Source organism: Shewanella mytili (assembly GCF_046765975.1).
Lineage (GTDB): Bacteria > Pseudomonadota > Gammaproteobacteria > Enterobacterales > Shewanellaceae > Shewanella > Shewanella mytili.
In genome coordinates this window covers 1-17,974 of record NZ_JBKOUD010000010.1, presented here as the reverse complement: position 1 = coordinate 17,974, position 17,974 = coordinate 1, and the positions used below count along the sequence as shown (strand labels likewise).

General features: G+C 53.5%; 15 protein-coding genes and 1 tRNA gene. 6 read left to right on the top strand and 10 right to left on the bottom strand.

The genetic code is table 11. The features are described 5' to 3' along the window. Positions 1 to 70: 70 nt before the first annotated feature. The 5 genes from ACIDEJ_RS10695 to rpsU form a co-directional block, all read right to left on the bottom strand. Positions 71 to 147, bottom strand: a tRNA-Ile gene (locus tag ACIDEJ_RS10695). A 177-nt stretch (positions 148 to 324) separates the two neighbouring features. Next, the gene (gene rpoD / locus ACIDEJ_RS10690; RefSeq protein WP_411988065.1) at positions 325 to 2,172 is read right to left on the bottom strand and encodes an RNA polymerase sigma factor RpoD; all 1,848 of its coding nucleotides are present in this window, start codon (positions 2,170 to 2,172) and stop codon (positions 325 to 327) included. A gap of 138 nt (positions 2,173 to 2,310) precedes the next feature. Next, positions 2,311 to 4,029, bottom strand: a complete 1,719-nt coding sequence (gene dnaG / locus ACIDEJ_RS10685) for a DNA primase (protein WP_411988064.1) — start codon at positions 4,027 to 4,029, stop codon at positions 2,311 to 2,313. Positions 4,030 to 4,116: 87 nt separating this feature from the next. Further along, positions 4,117 to 4,560 (bottom strand): GatB/YqeY domain-containing protein, encoded by a 444-nt coding sequence (locus ACIDEJ_RS10680; RefSeq protein ID WP_411988063.1) that lies wholly within the window; start codon positions 4,558 to 4,560, stop codon positions 4,117 to 4,119. A 9-nt stretch (positions 4,561 to 4,569) separates the two neighbouring features. Then, entirely contained in the window at positions 4,570 to 4,785 is a 216-nt protein-coding gene (gene rpsU / locus ACIDEJ_RS10675; protein ID WP_006080725.1) for a 30S ribosomal protein S21, read from the bottom strand. A 204-nt stretch (positions 4,786 to 4,989) separates the two neighbouring features. Between rpsU and tsaD the strand changes: the two genes are divergently transcribed. Next, on the top strand, positions 4,990 to 6,003 hold the full coding sequence (gene tsaD / locus ACIDEJ_RS10670) for a tRNA (adenosine(37)-N6)-threonylcarbamoyltransferase complex transferase subunit TsaD (protein ID WP_411988062.1): 1,014 nt from the start codon (positions 4,990 to 4,992) through the stop codon (positions 6,001 to 6,003). Between the two features lie 13 nt (positions 6,004 to 6,016). Here tsaD and plsY read toward each other — a convergent pair whose 3' ends face one another. Beyond that, a complete protein-coding gene (gene plsY / locus ACIDEJ_RS10665; RefSeq protein WP_411988061.1) occupies positions 6,017 to 6,616 on the bottom strand; it encodes a glycerol-3-phosphate 1-O-acyltransferase PlsY in 600 nt (199 codons plus the stop codon). A gap of 230 nt (positions 6,617 to 6,846) precedes the next feature. On the opposite strand from plsY, the gene folB reads away from it, so the two are divergent. From folB to ACIDEJ_RS10650, 3 genes are read left to right on the top strand one after another with little or no spacing between them, the layout of a single operon-like run. Continuing rightward, entirely contained in the window at positions 6,847 to 7,197 is a 351-nt protein-coding gene (folB, locus tag ACIDEJ_RS10660; RefSeq protein ID WP_411988060.1) for a dihydroneopterin aldolase, read from the top strand. A gap of 12 nt (positions 7,198 to 7,209) precedes the next feature. Next, entirely contained in the window at positions 7,210 to 7,707 is a 498-nt protein-coding gene (folK, locus tag ACIDEJ_RS10655; RefSeq protein ID WP_411988059.1) for a 2-amino-4-hydroxy-6-hydroxymethyldihydropteridine diphosphokinase, read from the top strand. Positions 7,708 to 7,722: 15 nt separating this feature from the next. After that, the gene (locus ACIDEJ_RS10650) at positions 7,723 to 8,526 is read left to right on the top strand and encodes an undecaprenyl-diphosphate phosphatase (RefSeq protein WP_411988058.1); all 804 of its coding nucleotides are present in this window, start codon (positions 7,723 to 7,725) and stop codon (positions 8,524 to 8,526) included. A 215-nt stretch (positions 8,527 to 8,741) separates the two neighbouring features. Here ACIDEJ_RS10650 and ACIDEJ_RS10645 read toward each other — a convergent pair whose 3' ends face one another. Both ACIDEJ_RS10645 and ACIDEJ_RS10640 read right to left on the bottom strand, forming a co-directional pair. After that, positions 8,742 to 9,008 (bottom strand): Lpp/OprI family alanine-zipper lipoprotein, encoded by a 267-nt coding sequence (locus ACIDEJ_RS10645; protein ID WP_411988057.1) that lies wholly within the window; start codon positions 9,006 to 9,008, stop codon positions 8,742 to 8,744. Positions 9,009 to 9,548: 540 nt separating this feature from the next. Further along, entirely contained in the window at positions 9,549 to 10,781 is a 1,233-nt protein-coding gene (locus ACIDEJ_RS10640) for a multifunctional CCA addition/repair protein (RefSeq protein ID WP_411988056.1), read from the bottom strand. 149 nt (positions 10,782 to 10,930) lie between these two features. Between ACIDEJ_RS10640 and ACIDEJ_RS10635 the strand changes: the two genes are divergently transcribed. Then, a complete protein-coding gene (locus ACIDEJ_RS10635) occupies positions 10,931 to 12,547 on the top strand; it encodes an ExeA family protein (protein WP_411988055.1) in 1,617 nt (538 codons plus the stop codon). Then, entirely contained in the window at positions 12,547 to 13,509 is a 963-nt protein-coding gene (locus ACIDEJ_RS10630) for a general secretion pathway protein GspB (protein ID WP_411988054.1), read from the top strand. The genes ACIDEJ_RS10635 and ACIDEJ_RS10630 overlap by 1 nt, the downstream gene beginning before the upstream one ends. 70 nt (positions 13,510 to 13,579) lie before the next feature. On the opposite strand, the gene nhaD is transcribed toward ACIDEJ_RS10630, so the two are convergent. Continuing rightward, positions 13,580 to 14,827 carry a sodium:proton antiporter NhaD gene (gene nhaD / locus ACIDEJ_RS10625; protein WP_411988053.1) on the bottom strand — a complete coding sequence of 416 codons (1,248 nt, stop codon included), beginning with the start codon at positions 14,825 to 14,827 and terminating at the stop codon, positions 13,580 to 13,582. A 314-nt stretch (positions 14,828 to 15,141) separates the two neighbouring features. Next, positions 15,142 to 17,974 (bottom strand): Ig-like domain-containing protein (locus tag ACIDEJ_RS10620; protein ID WP_411988052.1); only part of this gene is annotated, 2,833 nt, incomplete at its 5' end.

Genomic DNA, 17,974 nt, shown 5'->3' with positions numbered 1-17,974 from the left:
TTTGGCATTTTGATAAAGAGGGCCACAAAACAAAAAAGCCTGTAAAAACAGGCTCTTTTGAGGAATTTGATGGTGGCCCCTCACGGACTTGAACCGTGGACCTAACGATTATGAGTCGTGTGCTCTAACCAACTGAGCTAAGGGGCCGGGCTGATAGTGCACCTATCAAGCGTGTGAGAGTATACGAACTTTACTTCGGCTTGTCACCCGTGTTTTGGGTGTTATTGAACTGCTGTGCTTTCAATTGGTTATCTGTTACCCAGTGACAGCTGTACCGATAATAAAAAACCCGCGTGAAGCGGGTTTTTTTCGGATCTTTCCGGATTATTCATCCAGGAAGGATTTAAGGATTTCCGAGCGGCTTGGGTGGCGCAACTTGCGCAGTGCCTTGGCTTCAATCTGACGGATACGTTCACGGGTTACGTCAAATTGTTTGCCCACTTCTTCCAGTGTATGGTCGGTGTTCATGTCGATACCAAAACGCATGCGCAGCACTTTGGCTTCGCGGGCGGTAAGGCCGGCCAGCACTTCGTGGGTTGCCTGTTTCAGACTTTCGCTGGTAGCGCTGTCCAGTGGCAATTCCAAGGTGGTGTCTTCAATAAAATCCCCCAGATGCGAATCTTCATCATCACCGATAGGGGTTTCCATGGAGATGGGCTCTTTGGCGATTTTCAGCACTTTGCGGATTTTGTCTTCCGGCATCATCATGCGCTCGGCCAGCTCTTCCGGTGACGGTTCACGCCCCATCTCCTGCAGCATCTGGCGGGAGATACGGTTGAGCTTGTTGATGGTCTCAATCATGTGTACCGGAATACGGATGGTGCGTGCCTGGTCGGCAATGGAGCGGGTAATGGCCTGCCGGATCCACCAAGTGGCGTAAGTGGAGAACTTGTAACCACGACGGTATTCAAATTTGTCCACGGCTTTCATCAGGCCGATGTTGCCTTCCTGGATAAGGTCGAGGAACTGCAAGCCGCGGTTGGTGTATTTTTTCGCAATGGAAATTACCAAACGCAGGTTGGCCTCTACCATCTCTTTCTTGGCTCGACGGGCTTTGGCTTCACCAATGCTCATGCGGCGGCTGATGTCTTTGATGGCGCTGATGGACAGACCGGTTTCCGCTTCAACGGCCGCCAGTTTTTGATGGCAGCGAATGACGTCTTCTTCCATGCTTTTCAGTACGTCGGAATAGGACTTGCCAGCGGCAATTTCGTTCTGGAACCAGGTGATGTCCGTTTCGTTGCCACCGAATAACTTGATGAAGTTTTTCTTGGGCATTTTGGCCTGTTCCACACACAGCTTCATGATCAGCCGTTCTTGCACACGCACTTTGTCCATCATGGAGCGCATGCTTTTGACCAGGCGATCGAACTGTTTCGGTACCAGGCGGAACTCTTTGAAAATTTCGCCGATTTCAAACAGGGCACCAATGGCCAGCGGATGGTTGCGGCCTTTTTCTTCGATGATTTTCAGCGAGTTTTCATAGGCGGTACGCAGCTGGGTGAAGCGTTCGCGGGCTTCTTCCGGGTCTGGACCTTTGGCGCTGTCATCATCGTCATCGTCGTCATCATCATCGTCATCGTCGTCCAGATCGTCTTCATCTTCCAGATCGTTGTCTGACAGTTCGGAACCGATGTGAGTGGCAGCGGGGCCCATGGTGTCTTCATCAGGATTTACAAATCCAGAGATAATGTCAGACAGACGCAGTTGATCCGCTTCAAACTGGTCGTATTGTTCGAGGATCATGGAAATGGCCTGGGGGTATTCGGCCACTGAACCCTGTACTTCGTTAATCCCTTCTTCAATACGTTTGGCGATCTGGATTTCACCCTCACGGGTGAGCAGCTCCACGGTGCCCATTTCACGCATGTACATGCGTACGGGATCGGTAGTGCGGCCCAGTTCATTTTCCACGGAGGCCAATGCGGCTGCGGCTTCTTCTGCTGCATCGTCATCGGTATTGTCTTCTGACATCATAATGTCATCGGCGTCCGGCGCTTCTTCAAACACCCGAATGCCCATGTCATTTATCATCTGGATAATATCTTCGATCTGGTCTGAATCGACCATGTCGGCAGGTAAGTGATCGTTCACTTCTGCATAGGTTAAATAACCTTGCTCTTTACCTTTTGCGAGCAACAGTTTAAGTTGCGACTGCGGAGTATGATCCATAGATATCATCCAATTTGGTAACTGTTACAACGATAAGCATCGGCAAATGCGGGTTGCCGTGCAAACCATCAATTATAACTATCTGCACAATGCTGTGCCAGCCTGTTGCACCACCTGTGTGAGGAAAACACTCTTTTTTTACGGTCGTTTCATGGCCGCAATCAGCTTTTTGAGCTGTAACTTTTCTTCCCTTGTCAGGTGTTGCTTGAGGCTCAATTCCTGGTAGCGCTGTTCAATATATTGATTGTTCAGCCACACCAGGGCAGTTTTGAACTCTTGCTGGACGTTTTCATCCGCCACTTGATGTTCCCATTGGGCTAATTTGCTTAAGATCGGGTATTCTTCCGTATCTCTAAAATATTCAAGTAGTTGTGCGCTGTTTAACGTCTGTTTTTGCGTGAGTTCCAATAAATTCACCAGCAATTCAACGCCGGCCATCTTCAAAAACGCTAATGCCGGTTGCGGCATTAAATTAACCCCTAAACGGGGATGCTGTACCAGCAGGGCAATCGCCAGTCTCAGTGGTGTCCCCCTGCCTTTTAATGTTTGTTGTTGCTGTGTTTGCACGACCGTTTTGGGTTGAAATCCCAAGCGGCGCTTCATCTCTTCCACGTTGCCCATGCGCAACCGGTAAGTGAGATTTTCCAGCAATATGTTCTGCAGTACGCTGTCTTGTATGCCCTCAATCAGGGCGATGGCCTGTTTGGCCAGTGCGGCTTTATCGCTGCCGTTACGTGCTGTCAGTGTGTCAAACAAAAACACTTCCAGTGGCTGCGCTTGCCCTATCAGCGATTCAAAGGCGTCTTTACCGGTTTGGCGCACCATGGAGTCCGGGTCTTCGCCCTGGGGCAAAAACATGAAGCGCACGTTATCGCCGGGTTTCAGCATGGGCAGGGCGGTTTCCAGTGCGCGCCAAGCGGCTTCGCGGCCGGCATTGTCACCGTCGTAACAGCACACCACGTCTTTGGCACTGCGCAGCAATAACTGGAACTGCTCTGCGGTGGTGGAGGTGCCCAGCGAAGCCACGGCGTAGTCCACCCCGAACTGTGCCAGTGCCACCACGTCCATATAGCCTTCCACAATCAGAATGCGTTCGGGATCCCGGTGTTGCTGTCTCAGTTCGTAAAGGCCGTACAGCTCACTGCCTTTATGAAATATGGGCGTCTCCGGTGAATTCAAGTACTTTGGCGTGCCATCGCCAAGCACCCGGCCACCAAAGGCTATCACCCGGCCCCGTCTGTCACGGATGGGAAACATCAAACGGTGACGAAAGCGGTCATAACGGCGGCCTTGCTCATTGTTGATGAGCATGCCTGCGGTGAGCAATTTTTCTTGTAGCTGGGGTTGCTGGGCATATTGCCCCATGAGGTTATCCCAGCCATCGGGGGCGTAACCTATGCCAAAGCGTTCCACCACTTCGGCCGACAGACCCCGTTGTTGCAGGTAATCCTGTACTTGCTGTTTTTGCGGATGGCTGCGCAGCTGCTTTTGAAAGTAGCGGCCAGCATCTTCCATCAGCTGGTATAAATCCCGGCTGATGCCTTCATCCGGGCGGCGGCCGGATTCTCTTGGCACTTCAAGCCCCAATTGCCCGGCCAGCTCGGCAATGGCATCGAGAAACTCCAGCCGTTCATATTCCATGACAAAGTCAATGGCGTTGCCGTGGGCGCCACAACCAAAGCAGTGATAGAACTGTTTTTCCCGGCTGACGGTAAATGAAGGAGACTTTTCACTATGAAACGGGCAACAGGCCGCATAGTTTTTGCCGGCTTTTTTCAGCGGCACTTTGCGGTCGATGAGATCGACGATATCGGTGCGAGCAATCAGCTCGTTGATAAAATCTCTAGGTATTGCCATCTATTATCTGACCAGTCTTTGCCTGTAGACCGATGTAAACAAACAAGCCGCGCTGGTGCACGGCTTGTTTGCAAAACAACGACCAGATTACTGTAGCTTGGCTTTTATCTGTGCGCTAACAGCGCCCATATTGGCCCGGCCCAATACCTGGTTTTTGACTAAGCCCATTACTTTGCCCATATCCGCTATGGACGACGCACCCGTGGCTTTAATCGCAGCTTCAATGATTTGATGAAGTTCATCATCGCTCAAAGGTTGCGGCAGGAATTCTTTCAATACCAGAATTTCTGCATCTTCTGCAGCGGCTAACTCAGGACGTCCGGCGGCTTGATACTGCTCGATTGCATCACGCCGCTGTTTTACCATCTTGGTCAGCACAGCTATTACCTGCTCATCGGTCAGGGTTTCGCGGGTGTCCACTTCAACCTGTTTGATTGCAGCAAGCGCCATTCGAATCGTGCCAAGACGCGCCTTTTCTTTGGCTATCATGGCTTGTTTCATTTGCGCTTTAAGCTGTTCTGTTAGGCTCATAACAGGAACTTAGTACAAACGTACGCGACGAGCGTTTTCGCGAGAAAGCTTTTTAGCCAGACGTTTTACCGCAGCAGCTTTGGCACGTTTACGTGCAGTGGTGGGTTTTTCATAAAACTCACGAGCACGTACGTCAGCCAGAATCCCAGCTTTTTCACAAGAGCGCTTGAAACGACGCAGAGCAACGTCGAATGGTTCATTTTCACGTACTTTAATAATTGGCATACGCCATCACCCCTTAGGTGGTAATTGTATCGAGCCATCGAAATGACTCAAGGTGGATTAAAAATGGTGCGAAATTTTAAACCGATTGGCCACGGTTTGTAAAGGGCTTGTGTGGTTTGTTTCTACCGAAGCGGTTGGATATTCCCGTGCAATCACAGTAGAATTGGCGCCCATTATGAGGGTTGTTGGACAGTAATAAGTACCATGCGGGTATTAGGTATTGAAAGTTCCTGTGATGAGACAGGTATTGCCATTTATGACGATAAGTTGGGTTTGCTTTCCCATGCGCTTTACAGCCAGGTAAAACTGCACGCCGATTATGGCGGCGTGGTGCCGGAGCTGGCGTCGCGGGATCATGTGCGCAAGATAGTGCCGCTGATCCGCGAGGCGTTGGCCAAGGCCGATACGAGCATTGAAGCGCTGGACGGGATTGCCTACACCAAAGGCCCGGGGCTCATCGGTGCCTTGCTGGTGGGGGCTTGTGTGGGGCGCTCACTGGCATTTGCCTGGAACAAACCCGCGGTAGGGGTGCATCACATGGAAGGGCATTTGCTGGCCCCCATGCTGGAAGCGGAAGCGCCGCAGTTTCCGTTTGTGGCATTGCTGGTGTCAGGTGGTCATTCCATGCTGGTGGATGTGCAGGGCATTGGCCGTTATCAGGTGCTGGGTGAGTCCATTGATGATGCCGCCGGTGAAGCGTTTGACAAAACCGCCAAGCTGATGGGGCTGGATTATCCCGGCGGCCCCCGGTTGTCCCGCCTTGCCGCTCAGGGCGAACCGGCGTGTTATAAATTTCCCCGTCCCATGACGGACCGACCCGGTCTGGATTTCAGTTTTTCCGGTTTGAAAACCTTTGCCGCCAATACCATTGCCGCGGAAGCGGATGACGAGCAGACCCGTGCCAATATTGCCCGGGCGTTTGAAGAGGCGGTAGTGGACACCATGGTGATTAAATGCCGCCGGGCACTGGAGCAGACCGGTTACCGGCAGTTGGTGATTGCCGGTGGTGTCAGTGCCAATCAACGTTTGCGGGCGTCGCTTGCCGAGTTGATGGGGCAGCGCGGCGGCCGGGTATTTTACCCCCGTGGCGAATTTTGTACCGATAACGGCGCGATGATTGCCTATGCGGGGCTGCAGCGCCTGAAGGCCGGATACACCGAAGATTTGGCGATAAAAGCCCAGCCGCGCTGGCCGCTGGACGCTTTGCCCGCAGTGTAGTGATGCCCAGGGGCTAGCGTTTTTTACTGCGGAATATTTTGGACTCTTCGCCGTTGAACAGACGGCGAATGTTGTCTTTGTGGCGCCAGATAATCAACGCCGACAACATGGTGACCGGCAGGGTGAACCTGTCGTCAAACCACAGCGTATATACCGGTGCCAGCAGGCAGGTGACAATGGCTGCCAGAGACGAATAGCGGGTGATGAACACCACCACCAGCCAGGTGCCCATCAGGCTTACCGCCATATAACTGATGGGGGCCATGGCGCCCAGTGCCGTGGCCACGCCCTTGCCGCCCTTGAAATCAAAAAACAGCGGAAACATGTGACCCAGACAGGCGCTGGTGGCAATCACCCCCAGCCAGATCCCGTGAATACCCAGCACATAGGCACCATAGGCAGGCAGCGCGCCTTTTAGCATATCGAAAAAAAACACCAGCGCGGCGGCACCCACCCCGCCAATGCGCAGTACGTTGGTGGCGCCGGGGTTTTTCGAGCCCTTGCTGCGAGGATCGGGCAAGCCTTTCAGACGGCATACCAAAATGGCGCTGGAGATGGAGCCGAGCAGGTAGGCTACAGCTATCATGACAACAATCAGCACTACGGTATTCAAATTGGTTTCCTTACTCGTCTTAAGGTATTATCGCGCTCACAATTCCCGGCGGCCCAACAAACTGTTGCAGAGCATCCCGGCATCTGGCTCGGGCGTCTCCATCAGCGTCTTATCCTACTGAAAGTTACTTCAGTGAGGAAGCGCTTGCCGCTAATATCGGAGGAAAGGGCGGATTATACTGGCTTTGGGCCATACAGCTTATCTGACCTCCAGTACCATCAAGGAAAATTATGGATAAGGTCCTGATACACGGGCTGCAGATAGACACGGTTATCGGCATCTATGATTGGGAAAAACAACAGCATCAACGGTTGTTGCTCGATTTGGAAATGGCTTGGGATAACCGCGCGGCCGCTGAGTATGATGACTATGGTAAAGCGCTGTGTTACGAAAGCGTCAGTAAACGGCTGACCCAACTGATCACCGCCGCCCCCATCGAGCTGATTGAAACCGTGGCCGAGCGCTGCGCCGCCTGTGTGTTGCAGGAGTTCGGGGTGCAATGGGTGAAAGTCCGGGTAATGAAGCCCGGTGCTGTGGCCACTGCTCAGGCCGTAGGCGTGGAAATCGAGCGCAGCAGGTAAGTGCACACCACCATGACTCAAATATTTATCAGCTTGGGAAGCAACATCAACCCCGCCCATTACTTACAAGCCGGTTTGCTGGAGTTGCAGGCAATTTTTGGCGAACTGCAGTGCTCATCGGTGTATGAAAGTGAAGCGGTGGGCTTTGACGGGGATAACTTTCTCAACATGGTGGTAGGGCTGCACACGGCGTTACCGGTGGCAGAGATAGTCCGTTGTTGCAAAGCCATAGAGTTACGCCACGGGCGCGAGCCTGATGCCAAAAAATTCGCCTCAAGGACACTGGATCTGGATCTGCTGCTGTACGACCGTCTGATCTGCCAAACCCCTGCCGTGTTGCCCCGCACCGACATATTGATGAATGCGTTTGTATTGTGGCCATTGGCTGAGTTGGCCCCCGCGCTCACCCATCCGGTAACGGGGCAGTCCTACGCCCAGTTGTGGGCACAATATGACAAATCGCGCCAGAAGCTCTGGCCGGTAACGATAGACTTTGGCCAGCCGGCTTAAACTGCAAGAGGTTATATGGATATTATTGAAGTTATCATTCTGGCGCTTATTCAGGGGCTGACGGAGTTTTTGCCGATTTCGAGCTCGGCGCATCTCATTTTACCGTCTCAGTTGCTTGGTTGGCAGGATCAGGGGTTATCTTTTGATGTGGCGGTCAATACCGGCTCGTTACTGGCAGTGGTGATCTATTTTCGTCATGAGTTATACCGCATGGCAACCGCGTGGCTGGGCAGTATTGTCAGCCGTGAATCCAACAGCGAAAGCCGTCTGGCCTGGTGGATTATTCTGGCCACCATCCCCGCAGTGTGTTTCGGTTTTCTGGCAAAAGATGTTATTGAAACCCATTTTCGCAGCGCCGGGGTAATTGCTTTTACCACCATCGCGTTTGGGCTGTTGTTATGGTGGGCTGACAAACATGCCCGTTTATCACTGACCGAATATCAGTCAGGCTGGCGCAAGGCGCTGATGATAGGGTTGGCTCAGGCGGTGGCGCTCATTCCGGGTACGTCACGTTCTGGCATCACCATGACCGCGGGATTAATGCTGGGGCTTACCCGAGAAGCCGCAGCCCGCTTCTCCTTTTTGATGTCAGTGCCAGTGAGCCTGGGCGCGGCGATTCTGGTGGGTAAGGATTTGGCTGAAAGCCCGGATCCGCTGGATATGCGTGCATTGGTTGTGGGCACTGTGGTCTCTTTTGTGGCGGCTTATCTGTGCATTCATTACTTTTTGAAAATCATCAGTAAAATGGGGATGACACCGTTTGTCATCTATCGTTTGCTGCTGGGTGTGGGATTGTGCGTTTTCATCTGGCTTCACTGAGGTGCCATGGCCGTGCAAAACGGCATTTAGTGGCATGGGACGGGAGCTTGGCTAATTAAAATCAGCCGGTATTTGTGGAACGGGGATTAGCCCCGGCGCATGAATGGCCGGTGTGCACCAAATGCTCGACCTGGGACCTAGTCCGAGGGCAAGGGCAAAAAAAATCGGCAACATTAACATGTTGCCGATTTCGCTGGTACCAGAGACCATCATGATTACTTTTTATAGCGAGTAGCCATGTTGTCCAGACGGTCGTTAGCGCGTTTGGCTTCAGCCTGAGCGTCCATGGCAGCAGCTTTGGTGTCTTTAACGTCAGCGGCCAGTTTGTTCTGGTCAGCTTTCAGAGAGCTTACTTCTGCAGACAGCTGGTCAACTTTGTTACCCAGATTAGCTACGCTTTCTTCCAGGGCAGTGGTGTTTGCACAGCCACCTAACAGAGCAGTCATTGCTACGCCAGCAATCATCAGTACTTTTTTGTTCATGAAGAAATCCCTTTTGAAGGTTTGGTTTTTTAATCATTCGGCTGCTTGGCAGCCGAGTCGGGTTTATTATCTCATAGTCAATGTAATTTGCTATGAATATTAAGGAAAACTCTTTTTACCTTATCCGATATGATCAGAAATGCAAGTTTCAATGTGAAAATATGGGTTTCTATGTGAATTTGCATCCAAATTCACATAATAAGCATACAACTCAAGGGAAAACAGTGACAGAAATGTAACAATATCATGGTCATCAGGCTTATTTAGCGTGGCATTGTTAAGCATGTTCTTGAATGGTTCCCATGCGTCTTTAATGCGTTTGGCGGGATGTTATCTGTGGCTTAATCCGGATGGAAAGGCTGCGTTGAATGTCCGGTGCACGTGATTGGCTAGCGCCAGTGAGAATATTGGACATAAAACACATTATCCATATTTCCCTCTTGGCAGGTGTCCCACTCTGCCAGATGCGCTTGTCTGGCAGGTTGGACCCATGCATTGCCACATCATCATTTGATGGGATGGATCACTGCACAAGGTGATTTATTGCGGGTGAGGCTGCGCACAAGTTTTTACCTGTTTAATCACTCTCACTTTTTCCCTGTCCATGGCATCTTTGATGGCTTTGCCCTGAAGTCCCTGTTCAATAAAGGGTTTTGCATTAACCTGCTGGCAGGCGTTTGCGGCAAGACGCAAAAAGTCGGCCTGGGGATAGTGTATGTGCTCATGACCAAGGCGCCCTTTGAAGTCGGCTTCGCAGGTAATGAGAAAATCTTCAAACTCCTGGGGTTTGCGCCATAAGTCCAGCTGATTGAACAGGGCCAATACCGTGGTGGGTTTCAATTCGAGGGCACGATGGCTGTGCAGATGAAACTGGCACACCTTGAGGGCCAGCTGTTTGTGGTCGTTGGGCACTTTCAAGCGGTTGCAGGATGTTTCAACCAGTGGAAGCCCTTTAATTTCGTGCTGTTTGTGGCTAGGGAGTTCATTTGGGGGTGTGATGCCTTTGCCAAGATCATGGCAAAGTGCTGCAAATCTGATGGTGGTTTTAGAAGATAGCTGTGCTGCTTGTTGCAATACCAGCATGGTGTGTTCCCCGGAGCAGATCTCCGGGTGATGGCTTGCTGGATTGGGAATGCCCCACAAGGCATCGAGCTCCGGCCAGATGATGCCCAGTGCATTGGCTTGCCGCAGTACATGGAAAAAAATTTCAGGATGATCTTCTGTGAGGGCGCTATGCAGCTCTTGCCATACCCGCTCAGGGGTTAAGTCGGCCAATTCGCCACTGGCCGCAATCTGTTGCATTTCTTCCATGGTTTCCGGGGCGATGCTGAAGTTGCTAAAGCGCGCGGCAAAGCGGGCCACCCGTAACACCCGCAATGGGTCTTCCACAAAGGCTGGTGATACGTGGCGCAAGATGCGTTGGTTGATGTCGCGCTGGCCATGAAAGGGGTCGTGTAAATTGCCGTTCTCATCCATGGCAATGGCATTAATGGTGAGATCGCGTCGCAACAGGTCTTGCTCCAGCGTGACATCCGGGCTGGCATAACAGCTAAAACCGCCATAACCCCGTCCGGTTTTGCGCTCCGTGCGGGCTAATGCGTATTCTTCCTGGGTTTTGGGGTGCAAAAATACCGGAAAATCCTTGCCCACCTGGCGGTAGCCCTGTGCCAGCATTTGTTGCTCGGTTGCGCCCACGACCACATAATCGCGGTCTTTCATTTTTCGTCCCAGTAACTTGTCTCGTACGGCGCCGCCCACCAGAAATATTTGCACTTGCCATTCATCCTTTGTTAACACGATGACAAGAGAATAACACAGGCGGGAGTATCTGCCTCTTCGCACAATTACGCCCAAGTGGTTTTGACAAACATCTGCCTTGTCTTAAACTGGGATGTCTCTTTCAATCAAGGATTGCCTAGCCCATGTACAAGGCGTTTTACGGACTGAGTGATAACCCGTTTTCCATTGCCCCCAACCCCACCTACCTGTTTTTGAGTGAGCGGCACAGAGAAGCGTTGGCCCATCTGAAATACGGCTTGGGTGAAACCGGCGGTTTTGTACTGCTGACTGGCGAAGTGGGTACGGGAAAAACAACAGTATCCCGTTGTTTGTTAAGGCAACTTCCTGAAAATACCGATACGGCGTTCATTCTGAATCCGTCCCTGACAGAAGCTGAATTGCTGGCAACCTTGTGTGATGAGCTGGGGATCCATTATGGCGATGCTCCCACGCTGAAACAGCTTACCGATCTTATCAGTGGTTTTTTGCTTAACAATCATCAGGCTGGCCGTAATACCGTGATGATTATTGACGAGGCGCAGCATTTGCGGCCGGAAGTGCTGGAGCAGCTGCGCTTGCTGACAAATCTGGAAACCGACACCAAAAAATTGTTGCAGGTGATCCTGATTGGTCAGCCGGAATTACAGCAACTGCTCAGGCGTCAGGAACTGCGGCAGTTGGCCCAGCGCATTACCGCCCGTTATCACCTGTTGCCGTTAACCGAACAGGAAGTGGGCTTGTATGTACAGCACAGGTTACAGGTGGCCGGGCGCCAGGAGCCTTTGTTTAACAAAGGAGCCATTCGCGCGTTGCATCGCTTCAGTGGTGGCATACCCCGCATTATCAACCTGTTATGTGAACGCGCCTTGATGGCCGGTTATGGGCAGTCAAAAACCCCCATTGATCGCAAAATGGTGCATGCCGCAGCGGCAGAAGTGCTGGGCGATTTACCGGCACCGCGTCGCTGGTGGATCCCTGCCGGAATAACGCTGATTTGTGCCTTGGCATTGGCTGGTGGCTATTTGTGGCTTAATCATAACCTGCCTGGCCACTTGCTGCAGGCATCAGAAAAAACAACTGCCGCGCCTGACATGACGACTGCCCAGCCTGAGGCTACCGTGGCAGCAGATAAGGCCACCGCCCTGACAACACAGGTATTGCACAATTCCATGGCACACAGCCGGGTGATTGATACCGCGTTTGCCGCGTTGTTCGACTTGTGGCAAAAAGCCCCTTATGCAGGGGTATCTGCTTGTCAGTCAGCCACCCAACTGGGGCTGGCCTGTTACCAGCAGCAGGGCAGTTTAACGGCGCTTTTGGCTTTAAATTATCCGGCAGTGGTGTACATGAACGATGATGCCGGACAGGCATTTTACGGGGCGCTGGTGGCCCAAGCGGACGGGCAGTTGCTGCTGCAACTTGGAGAGCAGCAATTCTGGGTGACTCAGGACTGGTTTGAGCAGCATTTTAGCGGCATGTTCGAGCTTTTGTGGCAGCCCACAACTTGGGTGCAGCATCCGGTTACCACCGCTTCCAGCCTGGAAAAAGTGCAATGGCTGGAAAACGCCCTGGCCGGTGTTGAGCAGCGCCAGCCCCGGGTGATGAGTTACTTTGATACAACACTGGCGCAAGCGCTTAAGCACTTTCAGCAACAGCATGGCCTACCGGTGGAAGACCACGCTTCAGTGGCGACCCTTACCCTGTTGGGGATTTACCAGCATTCGGCCGGACCATTGCTGCAGCGCGGGGGAAATCGTTAATGTCGATTTTGCTAGATGCGGTTACCCGCGCCAAACAGCAACAGCTGGATGATAATCTTGACCCGGTACTGGCGCCGCGAATGCCATCCCCCGTATCGGCTCCATGGCCCTGGCTGCGCCTGTTGGGCGGGCTTGGCGTATTATTGCTGGGCGTCGTCTCTGCCTGGTGGTATTGGCAGGCGTCCGCTCCCGGGGGGGCAAGCGCCCAGCGGGTGACGGTATCTCCTCCACCGTCAAATCCTTCGGCGGGGAATAAGCCTGCCACGGCAGAGGCGTCCGTTATTGTGACACCCAAAGCCGATGTGCGGGTGGCAGGCCGGGCAGCATTGCCCATCGCGCAGCCGTTACCGGTAAGAACCGCTGAGCCATCATCAGCGTTATTGGCATCATCCCAAGCGGTGCTGCCATCCACACCCGTTGCGGCAACAGGGCAACATCAAGCGGTGCCGGCAGATGGCCAGAAGACGGTATCAAACCAAGAGCTTAATGATGGTAACGCCCCGATTATTTTGGGCGCCAAGCCCAACCAGCGGGGGCTGGAAGTGCTGCAAAGCCTGCAACAGCAAACTGCCGCTAAACATGAGGTCCCCAGTGAAAGTACCCCAGCGCCCCAGCCTGTTGCAGCGGATGAGCAGCAGGCGTTAATTGCAAAATTCCAGGCCGCACTGAGTGAAGTGGAGCGGCGCAATGCCCTTGATAACACCGCTGCACCTGTTACTGCTGCGCAGCCACAATATCCCTCTTACGGCAATTTGCCAGCGAGCCTGCAATTGCAGGTGCCGGAATTCAATATCATGGCCCATATGTATGCCACCAATCCGGCCAAGCGCTGGCTGAATGTGGATGGTCAGGAGTTGCGCGAAGGGGATAAAATCAAGGGCAGGTTGCAGATTATCGAGATCCGTCCCCGGGATGTGATACTGGATATTCAGGGCACCCACTTTAAAGTGCCAGCCATTTAGCCTGGCCTTGCTGTTAGCACTTTCCCGAAAGGCGTCATGGTGCCTTTCGGGAAGGGAAGCCCACCATAGGTTACGGGTTCAGGTAGTGCCCCAGCATTAACGTGAGCCCATAGCCGCAGCAGTAAGACAATAACAGCGCGGGAACGTATTTCAGGTAGGCCACAAATGTCAGTTCCTTTACCTTGCTCATGGCAATGATGCCGGCGGCAGAGCCAATCACCAGCAATGAACCACCCACCCCCACGGCATACGTCAGCCCCAGCCAGCCAGAGAGCTGCAGCTGTGGATCGGCCTTTAACAAGGCGGCCGTCAGCGGCACGTTATCCAGCAATGCTGACGCCATTCCGGTGACAAAATTGGCTATGTCTGGATTATGCGCGGCATAAACCTGCGCTAGTTCGTCCAGAACGCCAATCTCTTTGAGCATGCCAACCAGCAGCAAAATACCCAGGAAAAATAGCAAGGTATCGTATTCCACCTGCCTGATGTATTCCAAAATGCGGATCTCTTCTTTATCGGTATGCACGGTTTTACCCACCAGGAACATCACTGACAGTCCGGTCAGGAAGGTGAGTACCGGCGGGATCCCGAACAGGATATTCAGCGCCATGGTCAACATAATGGTGCTGATGAAAATAAGGGCAATCAGCAAGTCCACCGTTTCATAATCCTGTGGTACTGCCTGGGCGGTGACCGTGCCTTTGGCATTGAATGAAAACAGGATTGCCAGCAGGATCACGGCTAAAGAGGCTGGCAGTATTAACAGCAGCAGATCAGCCATGTGCACATGGCCGTCCAGAAAGATCATCAAGGTGGTGACATCCCCGGTAATTAGCGATACGCCGCCGGAATTCACCGCAAAGATTATCAGCACCGCCATGCGCCGCTTCAAATGGCTGTCCAGCTGGAAGGTGGTTAACAAGCCAAGTGATACCAGCGTGGCGGTCACGTTGTCACAGATGGCAGACAGGCAGAGCGAGAACAGCGCCACCAGGATCATCAATACCCGCACACTGAGCTGGTGGGGAAACAGTTTGCTCACGATTATCTGGATCATGCCTTTGGCGTTGAGGTAGGCCACAAAGGTCATGGTGGACATCAAAAACAGCCATAGGGTGGCAATTTCCAGCAGGTTTTCAGACAAACGCTGCTGCATCAGTTGCTGGTGGCCACTGTCCCCGGCTGCCATGAATAAGGCTATCCAGGAGATGCAACCAAGAAACAGCGTGGTTTTGGCTTTGTTGATGTGGGTGACTTCTTCAAAAATGATGCTGAGCAGTGCCAGCACGGCCAGAATGAGCAAAAATGTATGCAGCATGGGTGTTCCTGCCAAAACATTAACCAGCTTGCATTGGCTGTTACATCACCTATCAAGCGCTAATTAAGGTTTGTATGATATGTGACGCAGATCTCAACATAATGCGGCGGCCAATGCAATTGGCTAAGCGGGCGAATACAGGGGGACTTTAGTCGGGTAGTGCCGCATTTTTCTGGCAATAGGCGCCGTGAGGCCCAATGCATGATGGGCAACTGGGAAAAGTTTAGGAAAGGGCTAACGCTGAAGCTTGTCTGCCACGAAAAAGCCGGGAGGCATGGCTCCCGGCTTTGAGGTTGTTGCTAAGCGGTTACGGATTAATCAAAGTGCCAGCTAAGCTGCAATGACCACATGGTCACATCATTTTGCTCGATGAAATAGTGATCCACCCGGGCGCCGACTTGCCATTGGCGGTTGAGGCGGTAATCCGCACTCACCCCCAAGTAGGGCGCCAGGCCATGTTCACTGCTGCGCAGGTGCTGCCCTTGATATTCACTGTCAAAGTCTGCTCGCCAGCGAAAGGCCCCCACCCGTGTCTGTAGCGCATAACGTTCACTTTGAGACAGGTTGTAAGCCATATCCAGCGCCACCCCATTGGCCAATACCGGGGTGACTTTGGCGACTTGGGCATGGTACTCGTCCGGCGCCATGTGGGGATCGGGCCGCAGGCTTGCATGGCCTTCACCCAAATCCAGATAGCGTGCGGTGGCGGCCCAGTCCGAAGATAGCTGGTAGCCCAGCCCCAGGGCCCAAGCGCGGTCCTGGTTATCGCTTTGCAGGCGCTGCGCTTCTGCCACTGACAATTGGCCATGAGCCTGGCTGAAACCTGCATCCGCCTGCAGATACCAGTGGGCCTGGCTGTTAAAGCTAAGCAACGCCAGCACCATGGCCGCCAGTTTGCCACCGTAACGGCGCAGTGCGCCCCACAGTCCCAAACATAACACCAGTAGCCCGTCCATACTCCCTCCTGCCCGGTTGTTGACATTGCCACCGGCCGACGGGGTCACATGCACGGTCACCTGGGCATGGGCCGTACCGCCGTTATTGTCGGTAACGCTGTAGTGAATGGTATCTACGCCCTGGAATTTATCGGCCGCCTGATAGGTGAGCATGCCGTTTTCCATGGAGACCTGACCAAAGTGGGCGCTGGCACTGACCAGTGTCAGCCGGTCGTTATCGTCGTCATGGTCGTTGGCCAGTACGTCAATTTGCAAGCTGCCGGCCACGGTTACATAGACTTCATCATTGACGGCTGCCGGCAGGGTATTGGCCGACACGGTGGCCACACCGCCCGGATCCACAATACGGCCGTTGGCCATGCCGTCATCATCGTTGGGCCCGCCATCTTCAATGGTGAGCTGTACGCACCAGTGGCCTTCGGTCAGGCCGGGACGCCAGGCGGCATCCCCCGGTGGTGGACAGTAGCCGCCTTCCCCTGCGGTGGAGGACACCAGGTTGTTGGCATCCTGCTGGAAGTCACTCCAGCCCGCCTGTCCACGGTATTTACGGTATACCGCACCGGCAGGAATGGGCAGCCGTTGGGGGAAGACCACCTGATAGGTCTGCCCGACAGTGGGCAAGCCATAGGCGACAAAGTCGAAGATCCCGCCGATGTTGGTGGCGCCAGCGTCCGCCGTTAACTCATGGTGCAGCAACTGGGCACCGCCGGTGGCGTTATTGGCTAACGTCACCCCTTTGCGCAGGCAGACGCCGGGCTCGCCCTCAACCAGATAACGCTGCGACTCCAGGGCTTGCTCCTGAATGACGTTGCATTCATCAATGGCATCCTGATAGTCCAGAATGCCGTCGTTATCACTGTCGCCAAGGCCTTCCTGATTGTCCGGGATCAAATCGCCGTCGCTGTCTTCATCTCCCAGTACGGTTAACTCGGCCACCACCTCGAAGTACACGTCGGTGGTGACGCTTGCGCCTTGGCTGTCGCTCACCGCCAGTTGCAGCTGATAGTTGCCTGGGGTTAATCCCTGCGGCGAAAAGACAAACTGTGCCTCCTGCTGGCTGATGTTGGCCAACTGGGGATTGTCGTTAATCCAGTGATACTGGTGGTCATCATTGGCATCGGGATCGCTCACCGTTGCCGTCAGTGTCACCAGTTGCTCGTTGTTGACGATCAGTGGCCGCAACTCGCCTTGCTGGGCAACCGACACACTCACTTCCGGTGCCACGTTGTCTTCGTACACCGTCAGGGTATATCGGGATTTACTCCCGAGGTTCAGCTGTTTGTCCAGCGTGATCTGCAAGGTTTCGGTGCCTTCAATCTGATCATCGGCCTGCAGGGTGAAGCTCAGGCTGCCCTCCGTGCCCTCATTGATCACCACTTCGCCATCGGTCAGGGAGTGATCGTCACCATCACTGCTGCCACTGACGGTATACGGAATGGTCAGCGGGTAACTGGGGGCTTCACCGTTCAGGAAGACTTTCACCGTATGGGTGGTGCCTTCAATGGTGGTGTCATCCTTGCTGATGGAGATCAGCGGATGCACAATCACTTCCTGACTGGCGCGGGCTTCCAGGCCATTTTCATCCTGGGTGTGCCAGTACACCGTATGGCGCCCGGGCGCAAAGAAGGTGTCACCATCCACTAGGGATACCGGCAACGGCCGGCCCTGACTGTCTTCTGCCACGGCCACGCCCAAATCCACTTTGGTAAACAAGGCGGTGGCATCCACTTCCACGGGCGATGGCGCCACAATGGTAGGCGCCAACGCATTATCTGAGGTGATCTGCACTTTGGCGTGTCCCATGGCGCTGGCGCCGTGGGGATCGGCGATGCCGTACTTGAGGTTGACCTTACCGATTGAGGCGGTTTCCAGCACGATGCTGGCGCCGTCAATGCTGGCTTGTCCCACATCCGTGGTCACCCACAACAAGTGCAACACATCCTGATCAATGTCGGTGTCATTGGCCAGCACATCCAGAACATAACGGCCCTGATCATTGGCGCTAAAGGCAAAATCATTATCATCGGTTGCCACGGGGGCATCGTTGATGCTGCTGACACTGACGCTCACGGTTTTGTCCACACTAAAACCGTTGCCATCGGTCAAGGTGATGACAAAGCTGTCCTCACCATGATAGTCCGCCACCGGGGTGTAGAGGATGTCGGTGCCGTCAATTTGCACGCTGCCATGG